General features: G+C 55.3%; 19 protein-coding genes. 6 read left to right on the top strand and 13 right to left on the bottom strand.

Annotated features, from left to right (window positions below):
* Window positions 1–48: 48 nt before the first annotated feature.
* On the top strand, window positions 49–1788 hold the full coding sequence (locus PQU98_RS02825; RefSeq protein ID WP_272743357.1) for an aspartyl protease family protein: 1740 nt from the start codon (window positions 49–51) through the stop codon (window positions 1786–1788).
* Here the strand turns inward: PQU98_RS02825 and PQU98_RS02820 are convergent.
* From PQU98_RS02820 to lgt, 8 genes are all read right to left on the bottom strand, one after another.
* Entirely contained in the window at window positions 1766–3046 is a 1281-nt protein-coding gene (locus PQU98_RS02820) for a glycosyltransferase (protein WP_272743356.1), read from the bottom strand. The two genes, PQU98_RS02825 and PQU98_RS02820, sit on opposite strands and share 23 nt — an antisense overlap.
* A gap of 6 nt (window positions 3047–3052) precedes the next feature.
* The gene (pth, locus tag PQU98_RS02815; RefSeq protein ID WP_272744479.1) at window positions 3053–3691 is read right to left on the bottom strand and encodes an aminoacyl-tRNA hydrolase; all 639 of its coding nucleotides are present in this window, start codon (window positions 3689–3691) and stop codon (window positions 3053–3055) included.
* A gap of 80 nt (window positions 3692–3771) precedes the next feature.
* On the bottom strand, window positions 3772–4365 hold the full coding sequence (locus PQU98_RS02810; RefSeq protein WP_272743355.1) for a 50S ribosomal protein L25/general stress protein Ctc: 594 nt from the start codon (window positions 4363–4365) through the stop codon (window positions 3772–3774).
* Between the two features lie 242 nt (window positions 4366–4607).
* Window positions 4608–5825 carry a hypothetical protein gene (locus tag PQU98_RS02805; RefSeq protein WP_272743354.1) on the bottom strand — a complete coding sequence of 406 codons (1218 nt, stop codon included), beginning with the start codon at window positions 5823–5825 and terminating at the stop codon, window positions 4608–4610.
* Between the two features lie 217 nt (window positions 5826–6042).
* A complete protein-coding gene (locus PQU98_RS02800; RefSeq protein ID WP_272743352.1) occupies window positions 6043–6978 on the bottom strand; it encodes a ribose-phosphate pyrophosphokinase in 936 nt (311 codons plus the stop codon).
* A gap of 190 nt (window positions 6979–7168) precedes the next feature.
* Window positions 7169–7954: a peptidoglycan editing factor PgeF gene (pgeF, locus tag PQU98_RS02795; RefSeq protein WP_272743351.1), complete on the bottom strand. Its 786-nt coding sequence runs from the start codon at window positions 7952–7954 to the stop codon at window positions 7169–7171.
* A gap of 9 nt (window positions 7955–7963) precedes the next feature.
* Window positions 7964–9037, bottom strand: a complete 1074-nt coding sequence (locus PQU98_RS02790) for a class I SAM-dependent methyltransferase (protein ID WP_272743350.1) — start codon at window positions 9035–9037, stop codon at window positions 7964–7966.
* The gene (gene lgt, locus PQU98_RS02785; protein WP_272743348.1) at window positions 9037–9930 is read right to left on the bottom strand and encodes a prolipoprotein diacylglyceryl transferase; all 894 of its coding nucleotides are present in this window, start codon (window positions 9928–9930) and stop codon (window positions 9037–9039) included. The genes PQU98_RS02790 and lgt overlap by 1 nt, the downstream gene beginning before the upstream one ends.
* Window positions 9931–10079: 149 nt before the next feature.
* Here lgt and PQU98_RS02780 point away from each other — a divergent pair, with 149 nt between their 5' ends.
* The 3 genes from PQU98_RS02780 to proC all read left to right on the top strand — a co-directional run bounded on the left by PQU98_RS02780 (window position 10080) and on the right by proC (window position 11744).
* Window positions 10080–10331, top strand: a complete 252-nt coding sequence (locus PQU98_RS02780; RefSeq protein ID WP_272743347.1) for an accessory factor UbiK family protein — start codon at window positions 10080–10082, stop codon at window positions 10329–10331.
* A gap of 72 nt (window positions 10332–10403) precedes the next feature.
* The gene (locus PQU98_RS02775) at window positions 10404–10931 is read left to right on the top strand and encodes a type III secretion system chaperone family protein (RefSeq protein WP_272743345.1); all 528 of its coding nucleotides are present in this window, start codon (window positions 10404–10406) and stop codon (window positions 10929–10931) included.
* Window positions 10932–10946: 15 nt separating this feature from the next.
* Window positions 10947–11744, top strand: a complete 798-nt coding sequence (proC, locus tag PQU98_RS02770; RefSeq protein ID WP_272743344.1) for a pyrroline-5-carboxylate reductase — start codon at window positions 10947–10949, stop codon at window positions 11742–11744.
* Window positions 11745–11794: 50 nt separating this feature from the next.
* Here proC and PQU98_RS02765 read toward each other — a convergent pair whose 3' ends face one another.
* The 5 genes from PQU98_RS02765 to PQU98_RS02745 form a co-directional block, all read right to left on the bottom strand.
* A complete protein-coding gene (locus tag PQU98_RS02765; protein WP_272743343.1) occupies window positions 11795–12481 on the bottom strand; it encodes an NnrU family protein in 687 nt (228 codons plus the stop codon).
* An 89-nt stretch (window positions 12482–12570) separates the two neighbouring features.
* Entirely contained in the window at window positions 12571–13314 is a 744-nt protein-coding gene (locus tag PQU98_RS02760) for a hypothetical protein (protein WP_272743342.1), read from the bottom strand.
* A 91-nt stretch (window positions 13315–13405) separates the two neighbouring features.
* Complete coding sequence (locus PQU98_RS02755) at window positions 13406–13990, bottom strand: hypothetical protein (RefSeq protein WP_272743341.1); 585 nt, start codon at window positions 13988–13990, stop codon at window positions 13406–13408.
* 37 nt (window positions 13991–14027) lie between these two features.
* Complete coding sequence (xth, locus tag PQU98_RS02750) at window positions 14028–14819, bottom strand: exodeoxyribonuclease III (protein WP_272743340.1); 792 nt, start codon at window positions 14817–14819, stop codon at window positions 14028–14030.
* A 15-nt stretch (window positions 14820–14834) separates the two neighbouring features.
* A complete protein-coding gene (locus PQU98_RS02745) occupies window positions 14835–15170 on the bottom strand; it encodes a HesB/IscA family protein (protein ID WP_272743339.1) in 336 nt (111 codons plus the stop codon).
* Between the two features lie 126 nt (window positions 15171–15296).
* Here PQU98_RS02745 and PQU98_RS02740 point away from each other — a divergent pair, with 126 nt between their 5' ends.
* Together PQU98_RS02740 and PQU98_RS02735 are read left to right on the top strand one after the other, a co-directional pair.
* Window positions 15297–16469, top strand: a complete 1173-nt coding sequence (locus PQU98_RS02740; protein WP_272743338.1) for a deoxyguanosinetriphosphate triphosphohydrolase — start codon at window positions 15297–15299, stop codon at window positions 16467–16469.
* Window positions 16470–16668: 199 nt separating this feature from the next.
* Complete coding sequence (locus tag PQU98_RS02735) at window positions 16669–17409, top strand: SPOR domain-containing protein (RefSeq protein WP_272743336.1); 741 nt, start codon at window positions 16669–16671, stop codon at window positions 17407–17409.
* Window positions 17410–17418: the final 9 nt, after the last annotated feature.

The raw sequence follows: 17418 nt of genomic DNA, 5'->3' as shown, positions 1-17418 counted from the left end.
GTGTGGTAGCCAGTGGTAAAGGATCGAAAATGATCGGCAGGGGGAATTATGATCACGAAACGTCAGTTTATGACGGGCGCTACGGCGACCGCGGGTATGGGCTTTGCGGGCGGTGTTTATGCCGCTGACGGGCAGGTGGTTCGGGTGCCCATTACCTTATCCAAAGGCGGGCTGCCGTTGGTACAACTCAAGATCAATAAGCAGGGGCCCTTTACGTTTATGCTCGATACGGGGGCATCGGTCAGCATGATCCGTGAGGATCTGGCGCGGCAGTTGGGCCTTCGCGTGGATGGCAAGGCGGCGACCGGCAGCATTAAGGGAACCGATATCCATAAGGCCTATGCGGCGGGAGAGATTGTCCTTGGCGGGACGCTGCGGGTGGAAAACTGGCGGTTTGCCGGATCGGATGCCTTCAAAGACCGCGAATATGACGGCCTGCTGTCGGCCAATATACTCACCCAATTGCCTTGCCAACTTGACTACGAAGCCAGGGAAATCCGCTACTATGTCGGCGCGCCTATGGATCTGACGGGGTTTGGCAAACTGAATGGCATCTACAGATCCGAATATCAGGGGGGCGTGGAAAAGGTCTATGTGCAGATCAAACTGCCGGACGTTGCGCTGAATCTTGCGCTTGATACCGGGGCGACGGGCCCGATGATGGTCTTTGGCGATATCGTCAGGCGGCATAAGCTATGGGACAAGTATCCGGTTTATCGTGAGGCCGAGATGACCGGCGCCAATGGCCGTAAGCTTAAGGGGCGGCTGGTCAGTATTAAGGATGTGCAGATTGGCGGGGTATGGGTGCCGGAAGTGGCCGCCGCATTGGTTGATCCCTCGGAAAAGGACACGATTCAATCCAAAGACCATTTTCACGGCCTTGTGGGCGCGCCATTCCTCAGAGCTTTCACGGTGGCGTTTACGCCGCAGAAGGCGGTCTACATCAAGCGTAATCAGAACCTGATGGCTATGGCGCCGCCTGCGCGTTTGGCCGTAACTTCTGAGGTTCGGCCTGAAACATCGGCAGATAAACCCGTGCTGGGCTTTGACTACACCAGCAGCCGTCAGATATTGTTTCGACTGACGGGTAAGGACGGGCTGCCGGCAATCGCCAGACTGGATACGGGTGCCCAGAGTTCAATCGGTGAGGCATTGGCTGCACGGCTTGGGTTATCGGCGACGGATGGCTATTATCAGGGTGCGCCGCTTTCCATTCAGGGCCTGTCACTGGAGGGGTTGCGTTTTAAGGTCGCCAGTAACCCCAAGAGTGGTGCCGTGCTTGGGCTGGATTTTCTTCGGCTTTATCCGTCCTTACTGGATTTCGACACTAACAGTCTGGTTTTCTTTAAAAGCGGTGATGAGGATACGGGCGGTTTTGAGCGTATGGCCGTGACAAAGGCACCTGACGGGCGGTTGATTGTGGCGGCAAAACTGATGGGCAAGGATACGCAGTGCCTGATGCAGACCGGCACGGCCTATGGCCTGTGGCTGCCGCCGCAAACAGTACGGGCGCGCAATCTTTGGGACGCCTTCCCCAAGGCCGAGGATCGTCTGGCTTACAGCGACCCGCAGCATTTTGTGAAGACCCGCTTTACAGGCGTAAGTGGTTTTGACATCGGGGCGTCCCGGATTGATCCCTGTCCCGTGACCTTTTCGGATCCGTCGCTAAGCGATGACCCAGATATGGCGGGTGCTGATGCCGTTATGGGCATGGGATTGTTGCGTCGGTTCAACAGTCTTTATGATCGTGACGGGAATGTCTGGTTCAAGGCCAATCGGTATTTCTAGGGTTAAGAATAAGGGCGGCTGCCGTGGCAGCACCATCGTGGCGGGTTAAGGACAGTCTGGCTTCCTGAGCATGGATGGTGATGTCGGGGTCATCCAGTACGGGCGTCAGGGCGGTGATGGCTTTTGGTAAGGTCCATTGATCGTAGTTGAGGTGTCTGCCTGCGCCCAACCGGACGACGCGCCGCGCATTATCGAACTGATCGGCAAACACCGGTACCACAAGCTGCGGGCGGCCAGAGCGCAGGGCCTGAGCCGTAGAGCCTATGCCGCCGTGGTGAATGATGGCACGGCACCGCGGAAACAATAGAGAATGTGGGGCATAGGCAATAGCCAGTATGTCCGGGCCGTGGTCTTCCCTCAATAGCGGACTACCCTCACCGACCAGCAGCACGGCACGGGTGTTAAGATGGCGCGTGACCTTTATAGCGTTACGATAGAAGGCTCCACCGCCCGTCACAACAGCACTGCCCAGACCAAAGACGAGCGGGGCAGGGCCATTACTCAAGAAAGCTGTCAGTTCAGGTGATAATTGTGGGGCATGCCCATCTTCACTATCGTAAAATGGAAAACCGCAGATGTGGGTGTTGGGCGGAAAGTCAGGCTCGACCTTACCTATCAGAGGGTCATAAAGCGCCAGAGTCTGATGGTCGGATAAAATTCCCCCCAGACTTATGTGGGGTTCAAGGCCAAATTTTTTATAGATGCGCCTTATGCTGGATTGTGTGGAGGCCATGAAGGCTTCGCCGGCGCGAATGATCAAGCGGTTGTAATGGCGCTGCCAGTCATGGGTAGGGTTGAAGATAAACGGAGCTTTTTTGACCTTGGGCGGATCGTAAGCCGACATCATAACCGTTGGCTGTAAGGCTATGACTGTGAACGGTTTTTGTTCAAGTTGAGCGGCTATATGTGCCCCGTAGGCAAAGGATGAACCGACAACCATATCGGCATCAGTTATCAGGGGCCTCAGGTGATCCACAGAGGTTTCAAGATAGGGCGCGATCAGGCGTTTGATCATAAAACCGTGGTCGCGAGTCAGGCGGTGAATGATGGCTTCGGGGGCCATGCGCAGATCGCGGGTATAGGTTTCACGGCTGGCGCCATAATCATGAAAGGTAAGGCCCGCAGCCTCGACCTTTTGACGATAGTCGGGATGGGAAGCCAGTATGACCTCTGCGCCCAGTGACTTGAGCGCCAGCCCAAGCGCCATAAACGGGTGAAGATCGCCCAAGCTTCCGTGAGTGGCCAGGACGATTTTCATGGGCAGTTATCCTGCCTCGGCCGCGCCGACCTGACGCGGGCTGAACTTAGGTGCAGGCGCCAGTCGCATGACCTCGTTCTGGTAGCGGTCATTATCGGGTTTGCCGTGCGCGTCGCCAAGTAATAGCGGCAGGGACTTGACGCAGGCGCGGTTGAGATCATCAACCCACGCCATATCCGATTTACCGAAATCGGATAGTACCCAATTATGCACCATAGACTTGTCGCCGGGATGGCCGATGCCCATGCGGGCGCGCACGAAATTAGGCCCCAGATGCCCCATGATCGACCGCAGGCCGTTGTGACCGGCATGGCCGCCGCCCAGCTTCATGCGGAACCGTCCGGGCGCCAGATCCAGTTCATCGTGAAACACGATAATATGCTCTGGCTTGATCTTATAGAATGAGGCCGCTTCGAGGGCCGCATTGCCGGACAGGTTCATGTAGGTCTGCGGCTTAAGGCACAGCACTTTTTTGAGACCAGCCGCCGTCTCGATCTGGCCTTCGGAGGACAGGGATAGAAACCGTTTTTTTTCAGGCCCAAATCCGCCGCCACCTGTCAGAGCGTCGATAAACATGAAGCCGATATTATGGCGGTTTTTTTCGTATTTATCGCCCGGATTTCCGAGGCCGACCAGCAGGAACACAGACATCTCCCAAAGAATAAGGCCTTGTTCTTAAGCTAGAACAAGGCCTCAATCAATTTCAATGCTAAAGTCGCTAAACTTTAAGCTTCGGTGGCCTCTGCATCAGCACCCATGCCGCCGGTGGCCGCAACGGTCGCGATCACGAAATCACGGTCAACAGTAGGGGCAACGTCTGACGGCAGCTTGGCTGCAGAAATACGCACGGTGTCGCCGATTTCAAGGCCGGTCAGGTCGAACACCAGATCTTCCGGGATGTGGTCAGCCGGAGCCCACAGTTCGACTTCGTGACGCACAACGTTGAGCGTTCCGCCCTTTTTCAGGCCGGGCGACAGTTCGTGGTTGATGAAGTGAGCCACGACGTTGATCTTGATCTTTTGGTGCTCATCGACGCGGTAAAGGTCGAAGTGTACCGGAACGTCAGTGACCGGATGGAAATCGATCGCCTTGGCGATAACTTTCTGGGTCTCAGAACCATGCTTAAGCGTGACGAGGTGACCCGCCAGCTTGCCGGTGTAAAGCGCCTTCTTGAATTCATTCAGGCTAACAGCGATCGGCACAGGAGCCTTATCGCCACCATAAAGAACGCCAGGCAGTTTACCGGCATTGCGGGCAGCACGGGCGCCACCGGTGCCGGTGCGCTCACGAACTTCAACGTCTAAAACGATCTCGGCCATAAGCCACTTCCTCAAACAAAATGCGCCGGACACAGCGTAAGCCTGCGGCGTGGGTGAATACCCGAAATTCCAAAGAGGCCGGTTGATACACGCATTGTCCTGAATACGCAACCGTCAAGCCGGGCAAAAAATGCAATTTTCGGCGTCATATGACGCCTTTTTCAGCCGTCTATACAGTAAAAAGGCCTGAAAAACATCAAATGCTCTTCAGGCCCCAATAGAATAAACCCGATAAGAATCGATCAGGCGGCTTTCTTTTTCGCCGTCGTCTTTTTCACCGGGGCCTTCTTGGCCGGAGCCGGCTTTATATAGGGCTTGGCGTTGGCATATTTCAGCTTTTCAGTGCCGTCAGCGTTACGATCGACCACCCGTTGCGGGGCCAGATCAAGCGCGTTCGATGAAATCTGGCCGATGCACTGACCTGTATCCATAAGAATGTGCTGACCGATGCAGAAGACGTCTTCAAAGTGCGGCTTGGCAACGGCCAGGCACTGGTAAAGGTTGAGCTTGGCCATGTTCAGGCAGCCCGGACCGTCCCGCTCATCCAGCAGCATAGAGATGTTGGCTTCGTTGGCGCCGCCGCCTTCACCCAAAATGGCAAGGGCTGCGATCGCTAACCCGCGGTTGACCGTGGCGGTATAGGGGGCATCAAACATGTTAGCGGGCAGGGTGACGCCCGGTTGCAAGTCCTGAGCCGTTAATTTTTGTGCCACAATAGGGTCCCCCTGCCCCGTAGAGGTTGCGGCAATGGTCGCTGCCTGATCAGTCGAATAGGCGGCGGATGTGGCTTGTGTCACAAGGCCCTGGCCCGTCAGGGCGGCGACCAGAAGCTGGTTTGATTTGTCGGCGACAACGGGATGCGACGTGGTAGAATTCAGCTTGGCTTGCGATAAGCGCACATCGCGGGTTTTAATGAACTCACGTGACCAGTGTTGTTTCTGAATGTCGTAGGCAGCCTGTTTGACGCGGGCGCCTGCCTTATAAACGCCTTCACCGTGGCTGGATAGCGCCAGTATCACACGGCGGGCCGCGATATTGGCGCCGGGAATATTAGCGGCGGATGCTGGATTGCTTAGCAGATTATTGATGATTTGCGCGCGCGTTTCCGGATTGGCAGCATAGGCTCGCAGTTCTGAGCGGAAGCTGGGCTCCTGCATGGCGACGATGGCGGCATAGGCAACCGCGCCTCTGGCTAGTTGTTTGGGCTCATAGGCCGCACCCTGCTGTAGCTTGGTCTGGATGGCTTCGGCGGTGGCGAAATCAGGGGTCATTTCGCGCGCGGTTTTTACGTAATCTATGTAGACAGATGCGGCATCCGATACGACCGGAGACAAGGCAACCGGCGGGCCGGCTGGGGCTGGCGGCGGAGGTGGTGGGGGAGGTGGCGCTTCCGTGGCGCAACTGGCCAGAGCCAGCGCGAACATCGACACCAATACGCCTTTATAAACAACCGACTTCATAACAACTCCCCGTAAAATACATCAGGCGCGGTGGATATGCGCAACTGGTGGCGCCTGTGCGGATGCCGCAAGGCGTTTTCACTGTGCGCAATTTTCCGCGACTGTATAGCCTATTTCCTTGCCGATTTATTACATCAGGCAAAAAAAGCGCCGAAATTATGACCCGTTGCAAGGCAGGGGAGAATTGTGATTTCGGAACTATCCGAACCGTTGAAAATCAGTCGAAGAGTTTCGAGACGGATTCTTCGTTGGCGATCCGGCGGATGGCTTCACCAATCAGCGGGGCCACACCGACAATACGGATTTTCGGGTGATTGCGGATAACTTCCGGGACTTCGATAGAGTCGGTGATCACCAGTTCCTTCAGCACCGATTTATCGACGCGGTTGAGCGCTTCGCCCGACAGGACGCCGTGGCTGATATAGGCCGAGACCGACTTAGCGCCTTGTTCCACCAGAGCCTTGGCGGCGTTCACCAGCGTGCCGCCAGAGTCAACAATATCGTCAAACAGGATACAGTCGCGACCTTCGACCTCACCGATGATGTTCATGACTTCGGATTCACCGGCACGCGGGCGGCGTTTATCGACGATCGCGAGGTCTCCACCCAGACGGTCGGCCAAAGCGCGGGCACGAACCACGCCGCCGACGTCAGGCGACACGATCATGATTTCTGCCGCATTGGGGTAGTGATCCTTGATGTCGCGAGCCATGAACGGAATAGCCACCAGATTGTCGGTCGGGATGTCGAAAAAGCCCTGAATCTGACCGGCGTGCAAATCCATCGTCAACACGCGGTGGGCACCGGCGCGGGTGATCAGATTGGCGACCAGCTTGGCAGAGATTGGGGTGCGGCCGCCGACCTTGCGGTCCTGACGGGCGTAACCGAAATAGGGGATGACCGCTGTGATGCGCTTGGCCGAGGCGCGGGTGAGGGCGTCAATGCAGATCAGAAGCTCCATCAGATTGTCATTGGCCGGAAAGCTGGTCGACTGAATGACAAACACGTCTTCGCCGCGCACATTTTCGTCGATCGTGACGAAGATTTCGTTGTCCGCAAATCGTTGAACCCGCGCCTTGGTCAGCGGCATATCGAGATAGGTGCCGATGTTCTGAGACAGGCTGCGGTTGGAATTGGCGGAGAGGAGTTTCATGATGGGGCCTTTGTGCTCAAGGAGCGAAGCGTTAGCACAACTTAAAAATTTGGTTGGAGCAAACCGAAGGATGTGCGCTTAAAGGCACAAGAATTTATGCGGCTTTTAGCAGGAGAAACCACAGGGACAAGGAGATTCGTCGTAAATATGTAATTTTGTGGAAGGCGTGGCAGGGTTGCGTCGTTTCAGACTATTCCGGCCTTAGCATGATGGCTGAAATTAACCGGCCATAGTCGCTTTCACCGGTCTTAAAGGCGCGACGGTTTGAAAAGAACAATTCTCCTTGCGCGCAGGTGTCATGGTCGGTCGAGGCGGTCATGGTGACTCCAAAACGCTTAAGCCGCATCAGGCAGTAACCCGGTAAATCGAAAAAGCGTTTGTCAGGGCTGGCACCCGGGATAAAGAAGGCGGGGCTGTCGGGATCGGTTTCTGCAAAAGTGGCTTCATAATCGGCGCTGACCTCATAGGACGCCTGCTGAATACATGGCCCCACCACGCAGCGGATATGGCGCAGATCTGCGCCTTGAGTCAGCATGGCGTTAAGCGTCGCCTCGATAATGCCACCGAGCGCGCCTTTCCAGCCGGCATGGGCCGAGGCCACGACCCGGTTGATCGGGTCGGCAAATAATAGCGGCGCGCAATCCGCCGATAACGCTCCTAACACCAGTCCGGCCTTGCCGGTGACCAGTCCGTCGGCTTCGGGCCGAGCATCGTGCAGGAACGGCATATTGATCGTCAGGGCGATGGCTGAATGCACCTGATAACACGTCAGGAGGTGGTTCTCATCGCGGTCAAAACTGGCGGCGACACGACGGCGGTTTTCACGCACGGAGGCTTGGTCGTCACTGGAGCCTAAGCCGATATTGAGGCTGTCGTAGGGAGCTTGTGACACCCCGCCCAGACGGGTGAAAAAACCGTGCTGAATGCCGGGCAGGTCAAGCAGAGGGTGAAGCATACGGGGCGGGATAGATGTCATAAGATCAGTTTAGGCTTTCAATAAGGCTGGTTCAAGCGCTGGCAGGGCAAGGTTTTGAGGAAAGCTTAAACCCAGCACCTTGAATAGTTCGCCCATCTGCTCTGCCGCGATCAGGCGTTCAACCTGACGCGACAACATGTCCGCGCGACTGGGGTTTTTAGCACTTAAAGCCTCAAGGCGCGCGACGATGCCAAGCCGTTGAAGGAAGGCTGATTGAGACGTGATTTCACTGACAGTGACGCCTGTGGCGCGGGCGGTGGCAGCAACGGACGAGAAATCGGCCCACACTGTCAGGTCATGCTCACCCGGTGCATCCAGTGGACCGAATTTCTGATGGCGGTAAAGGGCCTGCAAGGTATCACCTGAACCCGGCATATCGCGGCCATAGTCGATCAGCAGGGCGGCGCCCGTCGATACTTTCAGCTTATCCGCCAGAATTTGCGCCATCAGCCTTTGGGCGGGAGAGATTTCGTAAATTTCTGCGTCTTCGGCATCTTGTGGCGGGATAAAATCAGACGGCGCGTCGCTCAAACCAAAAATCAGTTCGCCATTGTCATCAAGACCCACGCGCCGCTCAAGCCATATGCCGTCACGCCGGATAAACTGACGTGCGGGCAGACAATCCAGAACCTCATTGGCAGTTATAATGAGAGGGGCATCGACGGGTATGTCGGCTATATCATTTATATGCGTCGCATGAGGCGCTTTGGTGGATTGTAAGGCGCGCAACGGCAGAGACGGCTCAACCAGCACAATATTTGCCGCGGCCAGAAATTCAGGCACCACCCGTCCGGCCCGCACAATATCGCTGATCAAGGTGCCGTCGCCGGGGCCGATTTCGACCAGAGTGAACCGCTCAGGCGACCCTAAATCCTGCCAGACCTGAACGCACCACAGGCCGATCAGTTCGCCAAATATCTGCGATATCATTGGGGCCGTGATAAAATCACCGTCTTCGCCCAAAGCCGGACGGGTCGTGTAATAGCCATCCTTTGGGTCAAGCAGGCAGCGCCACATATAGTCGGCGACCGTCATCGGCCCGTCCTGAGCAATATCCCGCTTCAGCCGGTCTTTCAGCGACATCAGGCGGCTTTATCCTCTGAACTATTCTGCGGGGTGTTTTGGGTTTTCCCCGACAAGGCGCGCCAGATCAGCCAGCCCCCGATGATAACCATGATCAGCGACAGGCTCTGACCCATGGTGATGACGTTCTTGAAAAACGGCAGCATTTGCTCATCCGGTTCGCGGAACATTTCAACTATGGTGCGGAAAATACCGTAACCCGCCACAAACACGCCCATGATCAGGCCGGGGCGCTTCAGTTGCTTATAGATATGCGCCAGAACATACGCGACAGCGAAGAGCACCAGCCCTTCCAGCACGGCCTCATAAAGCTGCGACGGGTGGCGCGGCAGGGGGCCTGCGGGACAATACCCATAGGCCGCAAGCACATGTTTATTACAAAACACCATGCCCCAAGGTGCATCTGTGGTGCGGCCCCATAGCTCGGCATTGATGAAATTGGCCACCCGGCCCAGAAACAGCCCAATGGGTGCCGCACAGGCCAGAAGATCGCCGAGGCTATAGGGACTGACCTTATATTTGCGGGCAAACAATATGCCCGCGATCGCCACGCCGGTTATGCCGCCGTGGAAGGACATGCCGCCTTCCCAGACCTTGAGCGCCTGAATGGGGTTCGCCAGCACCGGCCCCAGATCATAAAACAGGATGTATCCGATCCGCCCGCCCAGAATGATACCCAAAAACAGCCACAGGATCAGGTCTTCGAGTTGCTCGCGCGTGATCGGGGCGCGGTCATGGGGCCACAACACCTCTTTCTTCAATAATCTGGCGGCATACATCCAGCCAAACAGTACCCCGCCGACATAGGCCAGCGCATACCATCTGATGGCAACGGGGCCGATCTGCAAAAGTACGGGATCGAAATCGGGTAAAACTAAAGGCACAGGGCTCATGCAGGGGCGCGCTTTCGTGACATATCCAAAAGTCCGTTTAGCAAGATCGCATCGAATCGTCGCGCTTAAATGAAGAATCATGAAAAATGTTTGTGAAAGTGTACTATATGGCGTCTGACCCTGTTGTACCCCCCCTTGAGGAGACGGCTATGCAAACCAAAAATCCCTTCATGGATGAATTTGCCAAAATGACCACCAATGCCATGTCTTTGGCACAGGCGGCGGGCGAAGAAGCCAAGTCCGCGTTCAGGGCTCAGGCCGACAAATGGGTGGCCGACATGGATCTGGTGCGCCGTGATGAATACGAAGCCCTGGCCGCTCAGGTCGCGGAACTGCGCGCCGAACTGGCAACGCTTAAGGCTGCCAAAAAGCCTGCGGCCAAAAAAGACGAAGCCGGCTAGGCGGCGTATATATCCGGCCCATTCAGGTCAGACTACGCTAAGCGACGGCAATATAGAGATAAAGACAATATTATGGATCAGCCTCTGGCTTTTGACAGCGATTTCAGCCTTGACCCGCTGGAGATGGTGGAAACCATCCTCACTGATGAGGGGTTGAATTTTGAACGCACCAAAGACGGTGAACTGACCTTCATGCTGTCCGGCGACTGGAAAAGCTATGACATGTGGTTTGTCTGGCGCCCCGAAGGTGAGTGCCTGCAACTGTGCTGCGGTCTGGATATCGGCTTTAAGCCTGAGCATGTGACCGGGCTTTATGAACTGTTGTCGTTGGTTAATCAGCGGGTCTGGTTCGGGCATTTTGAAATCTACCGCGAGCCGGGGATGGATGATGCTGAGCCGGTCAATGATATCGTGTTTCGTCATACCCTGGCGTTCACAACGCTGGATAAACCCTCGGCCGTGCAGACCGCGCATATGATCAATTCGGCGGCTGACGCCGTTGACCGGTTTTTCCCGGCGTTTGATTTTTATCTCAAAGGCGCGCGCTCACCGATGGCCGCGTTAGAGGCCTGCCTGTTTGAAACGGTCGGCGAAGCGTAAGCAAAAGAGTACAATATGTCTGTCACCCCCATTCTTCTGGTCGGCGCAGGCGCGCTGGGGTCATCTATCCTGAAAGGTTTCCGCCGTTCGGGGCACATATCGCCGTCCGATGTGATGATCCTTGACCTCAAGCCGCAGGGCGAAGCGCAAAGTTATGGTGCCGATGGCGCGCAGTTAAATCCAACACCCGAAGTGTGGGCGCGGGCCAAGACCATTATCGTGGCCGTCAAGCCGCAAAGCTGGCGCGATATGGCGAAGATGTTGGCCGGCAAGCTTGATCCTGAGGCTGTGCTGATTTCGGTCATGGCCGGGGTGCGCACCAAGGATCTGGCCGAGGTATTTGCGCCCGTTAAGGTCGCGCGGGTTATGCCGACGACCGGTGTCGCCACGGGCAAGGGCGTGGCCAGCATATATGCCGCCGATGCGTCAGCACTTGAAGCGGCACGGTTTGTATTTGAACCCATTGCGGCTACGGCGACCTTGAGTGATGAGGGGCTAATCGACGCGGCAACGGCCGTGTCCGGTTCGGGGCCCGCCTATGTCTATGCTTTTGCGCGGTCGCTGGAAAAAGCCGCATTAAGTGTGAACCTGACGCCTGCCGATGCCCGAACTCTGGCTCGGGCCACATTGATCAGCGCCGCGCGTTTGCTGGATGAAACGGGTGAAGAACCTGATGACCTGATCCGTAAAGTCGCCTCACCCGGCGGTACAACCGAAGCTGGTTTGAAAGTGCTGTGTGCTGACGGCGGGCTTGATGACCTGATTAAGGCGACCGTTGAAGCGGCGTTCAAGCGCTCTCAGGAATTGGGGTAAGCGCAATCCAAAAAGTGTGAAGCGGTTTTTGGATAAGTTGCGCGTAAAAATCATACCGCCGAGAGGCCGAACATAAATTCGTGGAACACCAGAACTACGAAATATATGGACGATGCAAACAGGAATTTGACCATTCCGATCTCAGCCGGCACGAACGGGGTGCGGCCTGTCAGGATAGCGACAAATGGCACAATCGAAGTGCGCTTTTTAATAGAGCGATAGGTGTCACCCATCAGTACCAACCGCTTGTTATCAATGCTGTTCGCCCCCAGTGCGCACAGGGCAAACAGCGACCCGAAAAATATCCAGGCCGCCAGATTGCCATTGCAGGCCATGTGCGTCAGGGCCCATAAGCCGATACCTGACAAAATCGGATGACGGGATACGCGGATAATGCCGTATACCGGTTTGTCACTCAGGTGTTTCAAAGCGCCCATGCCCGTCGGGCTGCGATTTAAAAAGCCGATAATCACCAACTGAAACGCGACGAAGTTGGTTACAAACGCCAGGGCTTTCAATAAAACAGGGGCTTGCCATACCCGTAGATTAAGCGGATCCACCATAGCTATGGCATAGGCGTGCATCATCCATATCAACCCTGCCAGCGAAAACAGCGAAAACAAGATGTAATAGGCGGTGGGGCCAATCGCGCCAATGATCTGAAGTTTCAACACCGTTCCGGAAATCATCAGGTGGATACACAGGAAGAAAGCGCAGGCCAGCGCAAGGGTCCACATAGCGATCTCCGTTCACAACCCTTCATGACTATCATGACGGCTCTGGCCCTTACAAGGCCGCAACAGCGTGGCGACAGTTGTATTTTCCGTCAGGGTCTCAGGTCAAGGTAGGGAATGATGGGCGCATCAAGTACATCAGACGTGTCTTTTGGGGCGACCGGCTTTGCAGGCGGGGCTACCACTGATTCCCCAGGGGGCGGGAACGGTTTATGCGTGTTCGGTGGTGTTGGCGTGGAGGGCGGTGTCGGTGCCGGAGATTCGGGCGGCGCGGCCTCTTTGGCCTTCACCTCTAACTCATCCTTCGGGCGGCGAATGACGGCTTCGACATGATAAAACCAGCGCCGGGCCGTTTCCATAGCCCCACGGGGGCCTTCGGCGCGTGCGGTGAGGCTGTCGTTCGGATCCCAGAGCACCAGCTCGAAATCAGGTCGCGCGGGATCGTCGAAGATAAGCCGCATGGTGACGCGATTAACCTGTGGGGCAATATCATCCAGCATTTTATGCGGGCCGGAGCGTAAAACCCGGGCCACGACCTTTGAATCTACGAAGATTTCAATGCCCATCAATTCGCGCATGGGATAGATGCGCGTCGGAATCTTTCCGAACTCCCGCACAATCACCACACGATTGAGGTTATAGGCTATGGCGCAGGCGGCCCGCCTGACGGGTTCAAGCGCCTGAACGTCGGGGCGGGTGCCGTCCAGCGCTTCATTGAGTTCGTCCTCAAGCTTTTTAGGCTGCTCAACGCGTGAGTTCCAGACACGATAAAGGATCAGCAGAATCGCAATGCCTGCCGCCGATAGAATTATCAATGTCGGTAAAAACCGTTCCAATCAGTCCACCCCGCTGAATGTGCGCATATTAACCATGAATTATATCAGCGGGTAAGGGGGCAGTTAAAGTCTTTGTTGAATTTAGACGGCTTTATTCGTCCGGCGTGTCATCAAGGTCATGATCTTCGCCTGAAGGGCGAGACCTGACGCTGGGCGGGCGTTTAATCACAGCATCAACATGCGACAGCCATTTACGCCCCAGGCGCACGGCATCGGCGGCGGTTTTTGGGTGCACCGGGTTCTGAGTAAGCTTTCCAAACAATTCGACTTCGAACTCAGGCGTCTCAACATCGTCAAACATTAGCCTTAGCGTGACCTGACCCGCATTAGGGTAGGTCTCATCCATCACCCGGCGGGTTTCGCCTTTTTGGGTGCGGGCCACGATTTTTTCGTCGACAATCAGCTCGGCACCATCGATCTCATCAAAGCTGAACACCAGTCCTTGACGACCATGTTCCCATAAAACGGCGACATCGCCCGCCGTAAAATCAAGGCCTGCGGCCTTTTGCCCATCAAGGTCATAGATTATGGCATCTGCCGGTTTGCCCAGTGCGCGCAATAATCCGCGCGTCAGGCGGCGGCTGGACTCAAACCACCACAATACGACTGACGAGAGGATGAGCAGGCCAAGGCCGCCCACCAAAAACCACAACATGACCCGCAGTGTCTCATCCATAGGTGGAATCAGCCTTTCAGGATCAGCTTAGGCTAAGTCAGGGTGCAAATTCAACGCTGACCGGCACGTGGTCTGAAGCTTTGGCGTTATCGGTGGCTATGCCGCGCGTCGCCTTATGGATGGTAAAGCCGGATAGTTTGTCGGCGGCTTGCGGCGACAAGAGGTGGTGGTCGATGCGGATGCCTTCGTTCTTTTGCCAGGCGCCGGCCTGATAATCCCAGAAAGTATAGCGGTTATCAGCCGGGGGCAGAACATCGAACGCATCCGTATAGCCCAGATTTTTAAACTTACGAAATGCAGCTCGCACCTGCGGTTGAAACAACGCGTCGTCCATCCACACCGCCGGATTGTAACAGTCAATTGGTTCTGGTATGATGTTGAAATCGCCGGATAAAATCGTAGCCTCTTCGAACTGTAAAAGTTCAGTGGCGCGGGCATAAAGCCTGTCAATCCAGCGTAGCTTATAGCTATATTTTTCGGTCCCCAGCGGATTGCCGTTAGGCAGATATATAGAGGTCACCCGAAAAGGTGTCGGGGCATCAACCACGGCTTCGAGGTAGCGGGATTGTTCGTCTTCGTCCTCGCCTTTCAGGCCTTTGGTAATGTCGGAAAGCGGAAATTTCGACAGAATAGCGACGCCATTATAGGTCTTCTGGCCGTGAACGACGATGTTGTAGCCCAGCGATTCAAAGGCCTCATAGGGAAATTTTTCGTCGATACACTTTAGTTCCTGAAGCGAGCAGACATCCGGGCGTTCGTCACGAAACCAGTTGATGATGACTTCAAGCCGCGCATTGACAGAGTTGACGTTCCAGGTCGCAATTTTCATGAAAATATCTGTTTTTTAAATGGAAAAAGAAACACCGCAACCACAGGAAGACTTGGCGTTGGGATTAAGGATTTTAAACTGCGACCCTACCAGTTCCTCAACATAATCAATGATGGATCCACTTAACAAAGGCGCTGAAACCTCATCGACCAGCGCACGCGCGCCTTCATAGCTAATGATGCTATCCCCGTCTTCTGAGACATCGACCAGATCAAGCTGGTACTGAAAACCCGAACAGCCGCCGCCTTCGACCGCGACCCGAAGCATGATTTCATGACCGGACTCAGCGGACAGGGTATTGATGTGGCGCGCGGCGGCGGCGGACAAGGAGATGGAATGTGAAGTGCTCATAGGTCCTATATAGTCGGATTTGCGCCGAAGTTCAGCCATCCTTTAAAAATTTTGGCAATTACAGCCTGAATTTAGGTGTTTGTTTCGGATTTAGGCGAATATAGTCTCACAACAGACTTGTATTATATGGATAAAATCGACGTGACCCTGTCGCCCTATGCTGAAAATGCAGGTGAAAGCCGCGGCCGCCTTCATCGTGAAGATGAAAGCTCCACGCGCACGCCCTTCGCCCGCGACCGCGACCGCATCATTCACTGCACGGCCTTCCGGCGCCTGAAAGGCAAAACCCAGGTGTTTGTCGCCAACGAAGGCGATTATTTCCGTACGCGTCTTACGCATTCACTGGAGGTGGCGCAAATTGCGCGCTCACTGGCTTTGTCGCTGAATGTTGAGCAGGATCTGGCAGAGACCGTGGCTCTGGCTCATGATCTGGGCCACCCCCCGTTTGGTCATGCCGGTGAGGACGAACTGCATAAGTGCATGGAGCCGTGGGGCGGCTTTGATCACAATGTTCAGACCTTTCGCGTCGTCACAAAGCTGGAGAATCGCTATCCGGCCTTTGAAGGACTGAACCTGACCTGGGAGACGCTTGAAGGCATCATAAAGCATAATGGCCCGTCAGTGCATCTTCTGTCGCGGCCAAGCTGGAAGGCCGTCAAGGATTTCAATGATATCTATGATTTACGCATGGATACTTATGCGTCAATTGAAGCCCAGATCGCCGCTATCGCTGACGATATCGCCTATAATAATCATGATGTTGATGATGGACTTAAGGCCGGATTGTTTACGATCGATGATCTCAGAGACGTGCCGCTGATTGGCCCGGCGTTAGCGTCGACTGAAAAAGACTGGCCTGATATAGACGACCGGATGCTGCGCCTTGAAGGCGTGCGGCGCATGATCGGCACCATGATTAATGATGTCACCACGGAAACCCTGAGCCGCCTTGAGGCTGATAATATTGCCTCCGCAGAGGATGTACGTCTGGCCTCGCGCCAGATGGTAACATTCTCGGCTCCGGTAATGGAGAGTTTGTCACGGTTGCGGGCTTTCCTGTTTGCGCGCATGTATAAACACCATCACCTCAATCGCACGCGCTCTCATGCCAAGCGCATCCTCAATCAGATGTTCAACCTCTATATGGAAGAGCAGGACGTGCTGCCGGAAGAATGGTATCAACTGGTCTGTTCAAAGGATACAGAAGCCGGCAGGGCGCGGGTCATATGCGATTATATTGCCGGCATGACCGATTCGTACGCCATAGACGAGCATCGTAAGTTGTTTTCGTTTACCTAAGCGGGCGATTGCGGAACAAAACATGGCCCTGAGGCGAATCACCTCTGGATTTTCGCCATATAGATGCCAAAATAGACCTACAGTTTAAGATGATTCCTGCGCTCATGGTGGCGCAGATAGCCTTTGGCGAATCGTTGCGCGTCTCTGGGCGGCTTGATAAAGCCGGGGCAGAAATTTTTGATCACAGGGTCTGACGGTTATGGTTGATAAGGATCGCGGGACATATACACCGCCCACAGAGGATAATCTGAGCTATGAAGCCAGACAAGGCGGCAATGGCGGGCGTCCACAAACGCCGATTACCCTGATTGCCAGCGGGATTGTTCTGGTGGTGCTGCTGCTGGCGGTGGTTATGTTCTATAATTCCGGCCTCAACAGCCGAAAGGATATGGCAGAGATAGGTGAGTCGCTGTCCAACTATAAGGACAATCGCATCGAAGATGCACGCCCTCTGACCGATGAGGATCTGCTTGACCCGGTAGCGCCGGATGCCGAGCCTAAATTTGCACCGGGCACCGAAGACCCGATAGCGCGTGCTGACGCCTCGGCCACCGTGTCCGAAGCTCCCCCGCCCGCAGAGGCTAAAATCGGCGCCATTCCGGGTAATGCGGTTGAAGCGCCTGCGTCGGCTCCGGCAGTCCCTGCTGAGGTGCCTGCGCCCATTGCAAAAGTTGAAACACCAAAGCCTGTAACTGCGGGGGCTGGGGCTGCGGTTCAGATCGGTGCCTTTGCGTCACGTGAAATTGCAGATCAACAATATGCTGCCCTGGCTTCCAGCTACGGCCTGTTTGTGTCTGGAACTAAAAAATCGGTAGAGACCGTGGACCGTGACGGCACGACATTGTACCGTACGTCCTTCAGCGGCTTTGCCTCGAAAGACAAGGCTAAGGCCTTTTGTGACGCGCTGAAATCGGCAGGCAAGTCCTGCTTTGTCAGGTAGGGTTATGCT

This window comes from Asticcacaulis machinosus (assembly GCF_028550435.1).
GTDB classification, from domain to species: Bacteria; Pseudomonadota; Alphaproteobacteria; order Caulobacterales; family Caulobacteraceae; genus Asticcacaulis; species Asticcacaulis machinosus.
The sequence above is the reverse complement of the archived record's forward strand: the minus strand, read 5'-3'. Positions and strand labels throughout refer to the sequence as shown.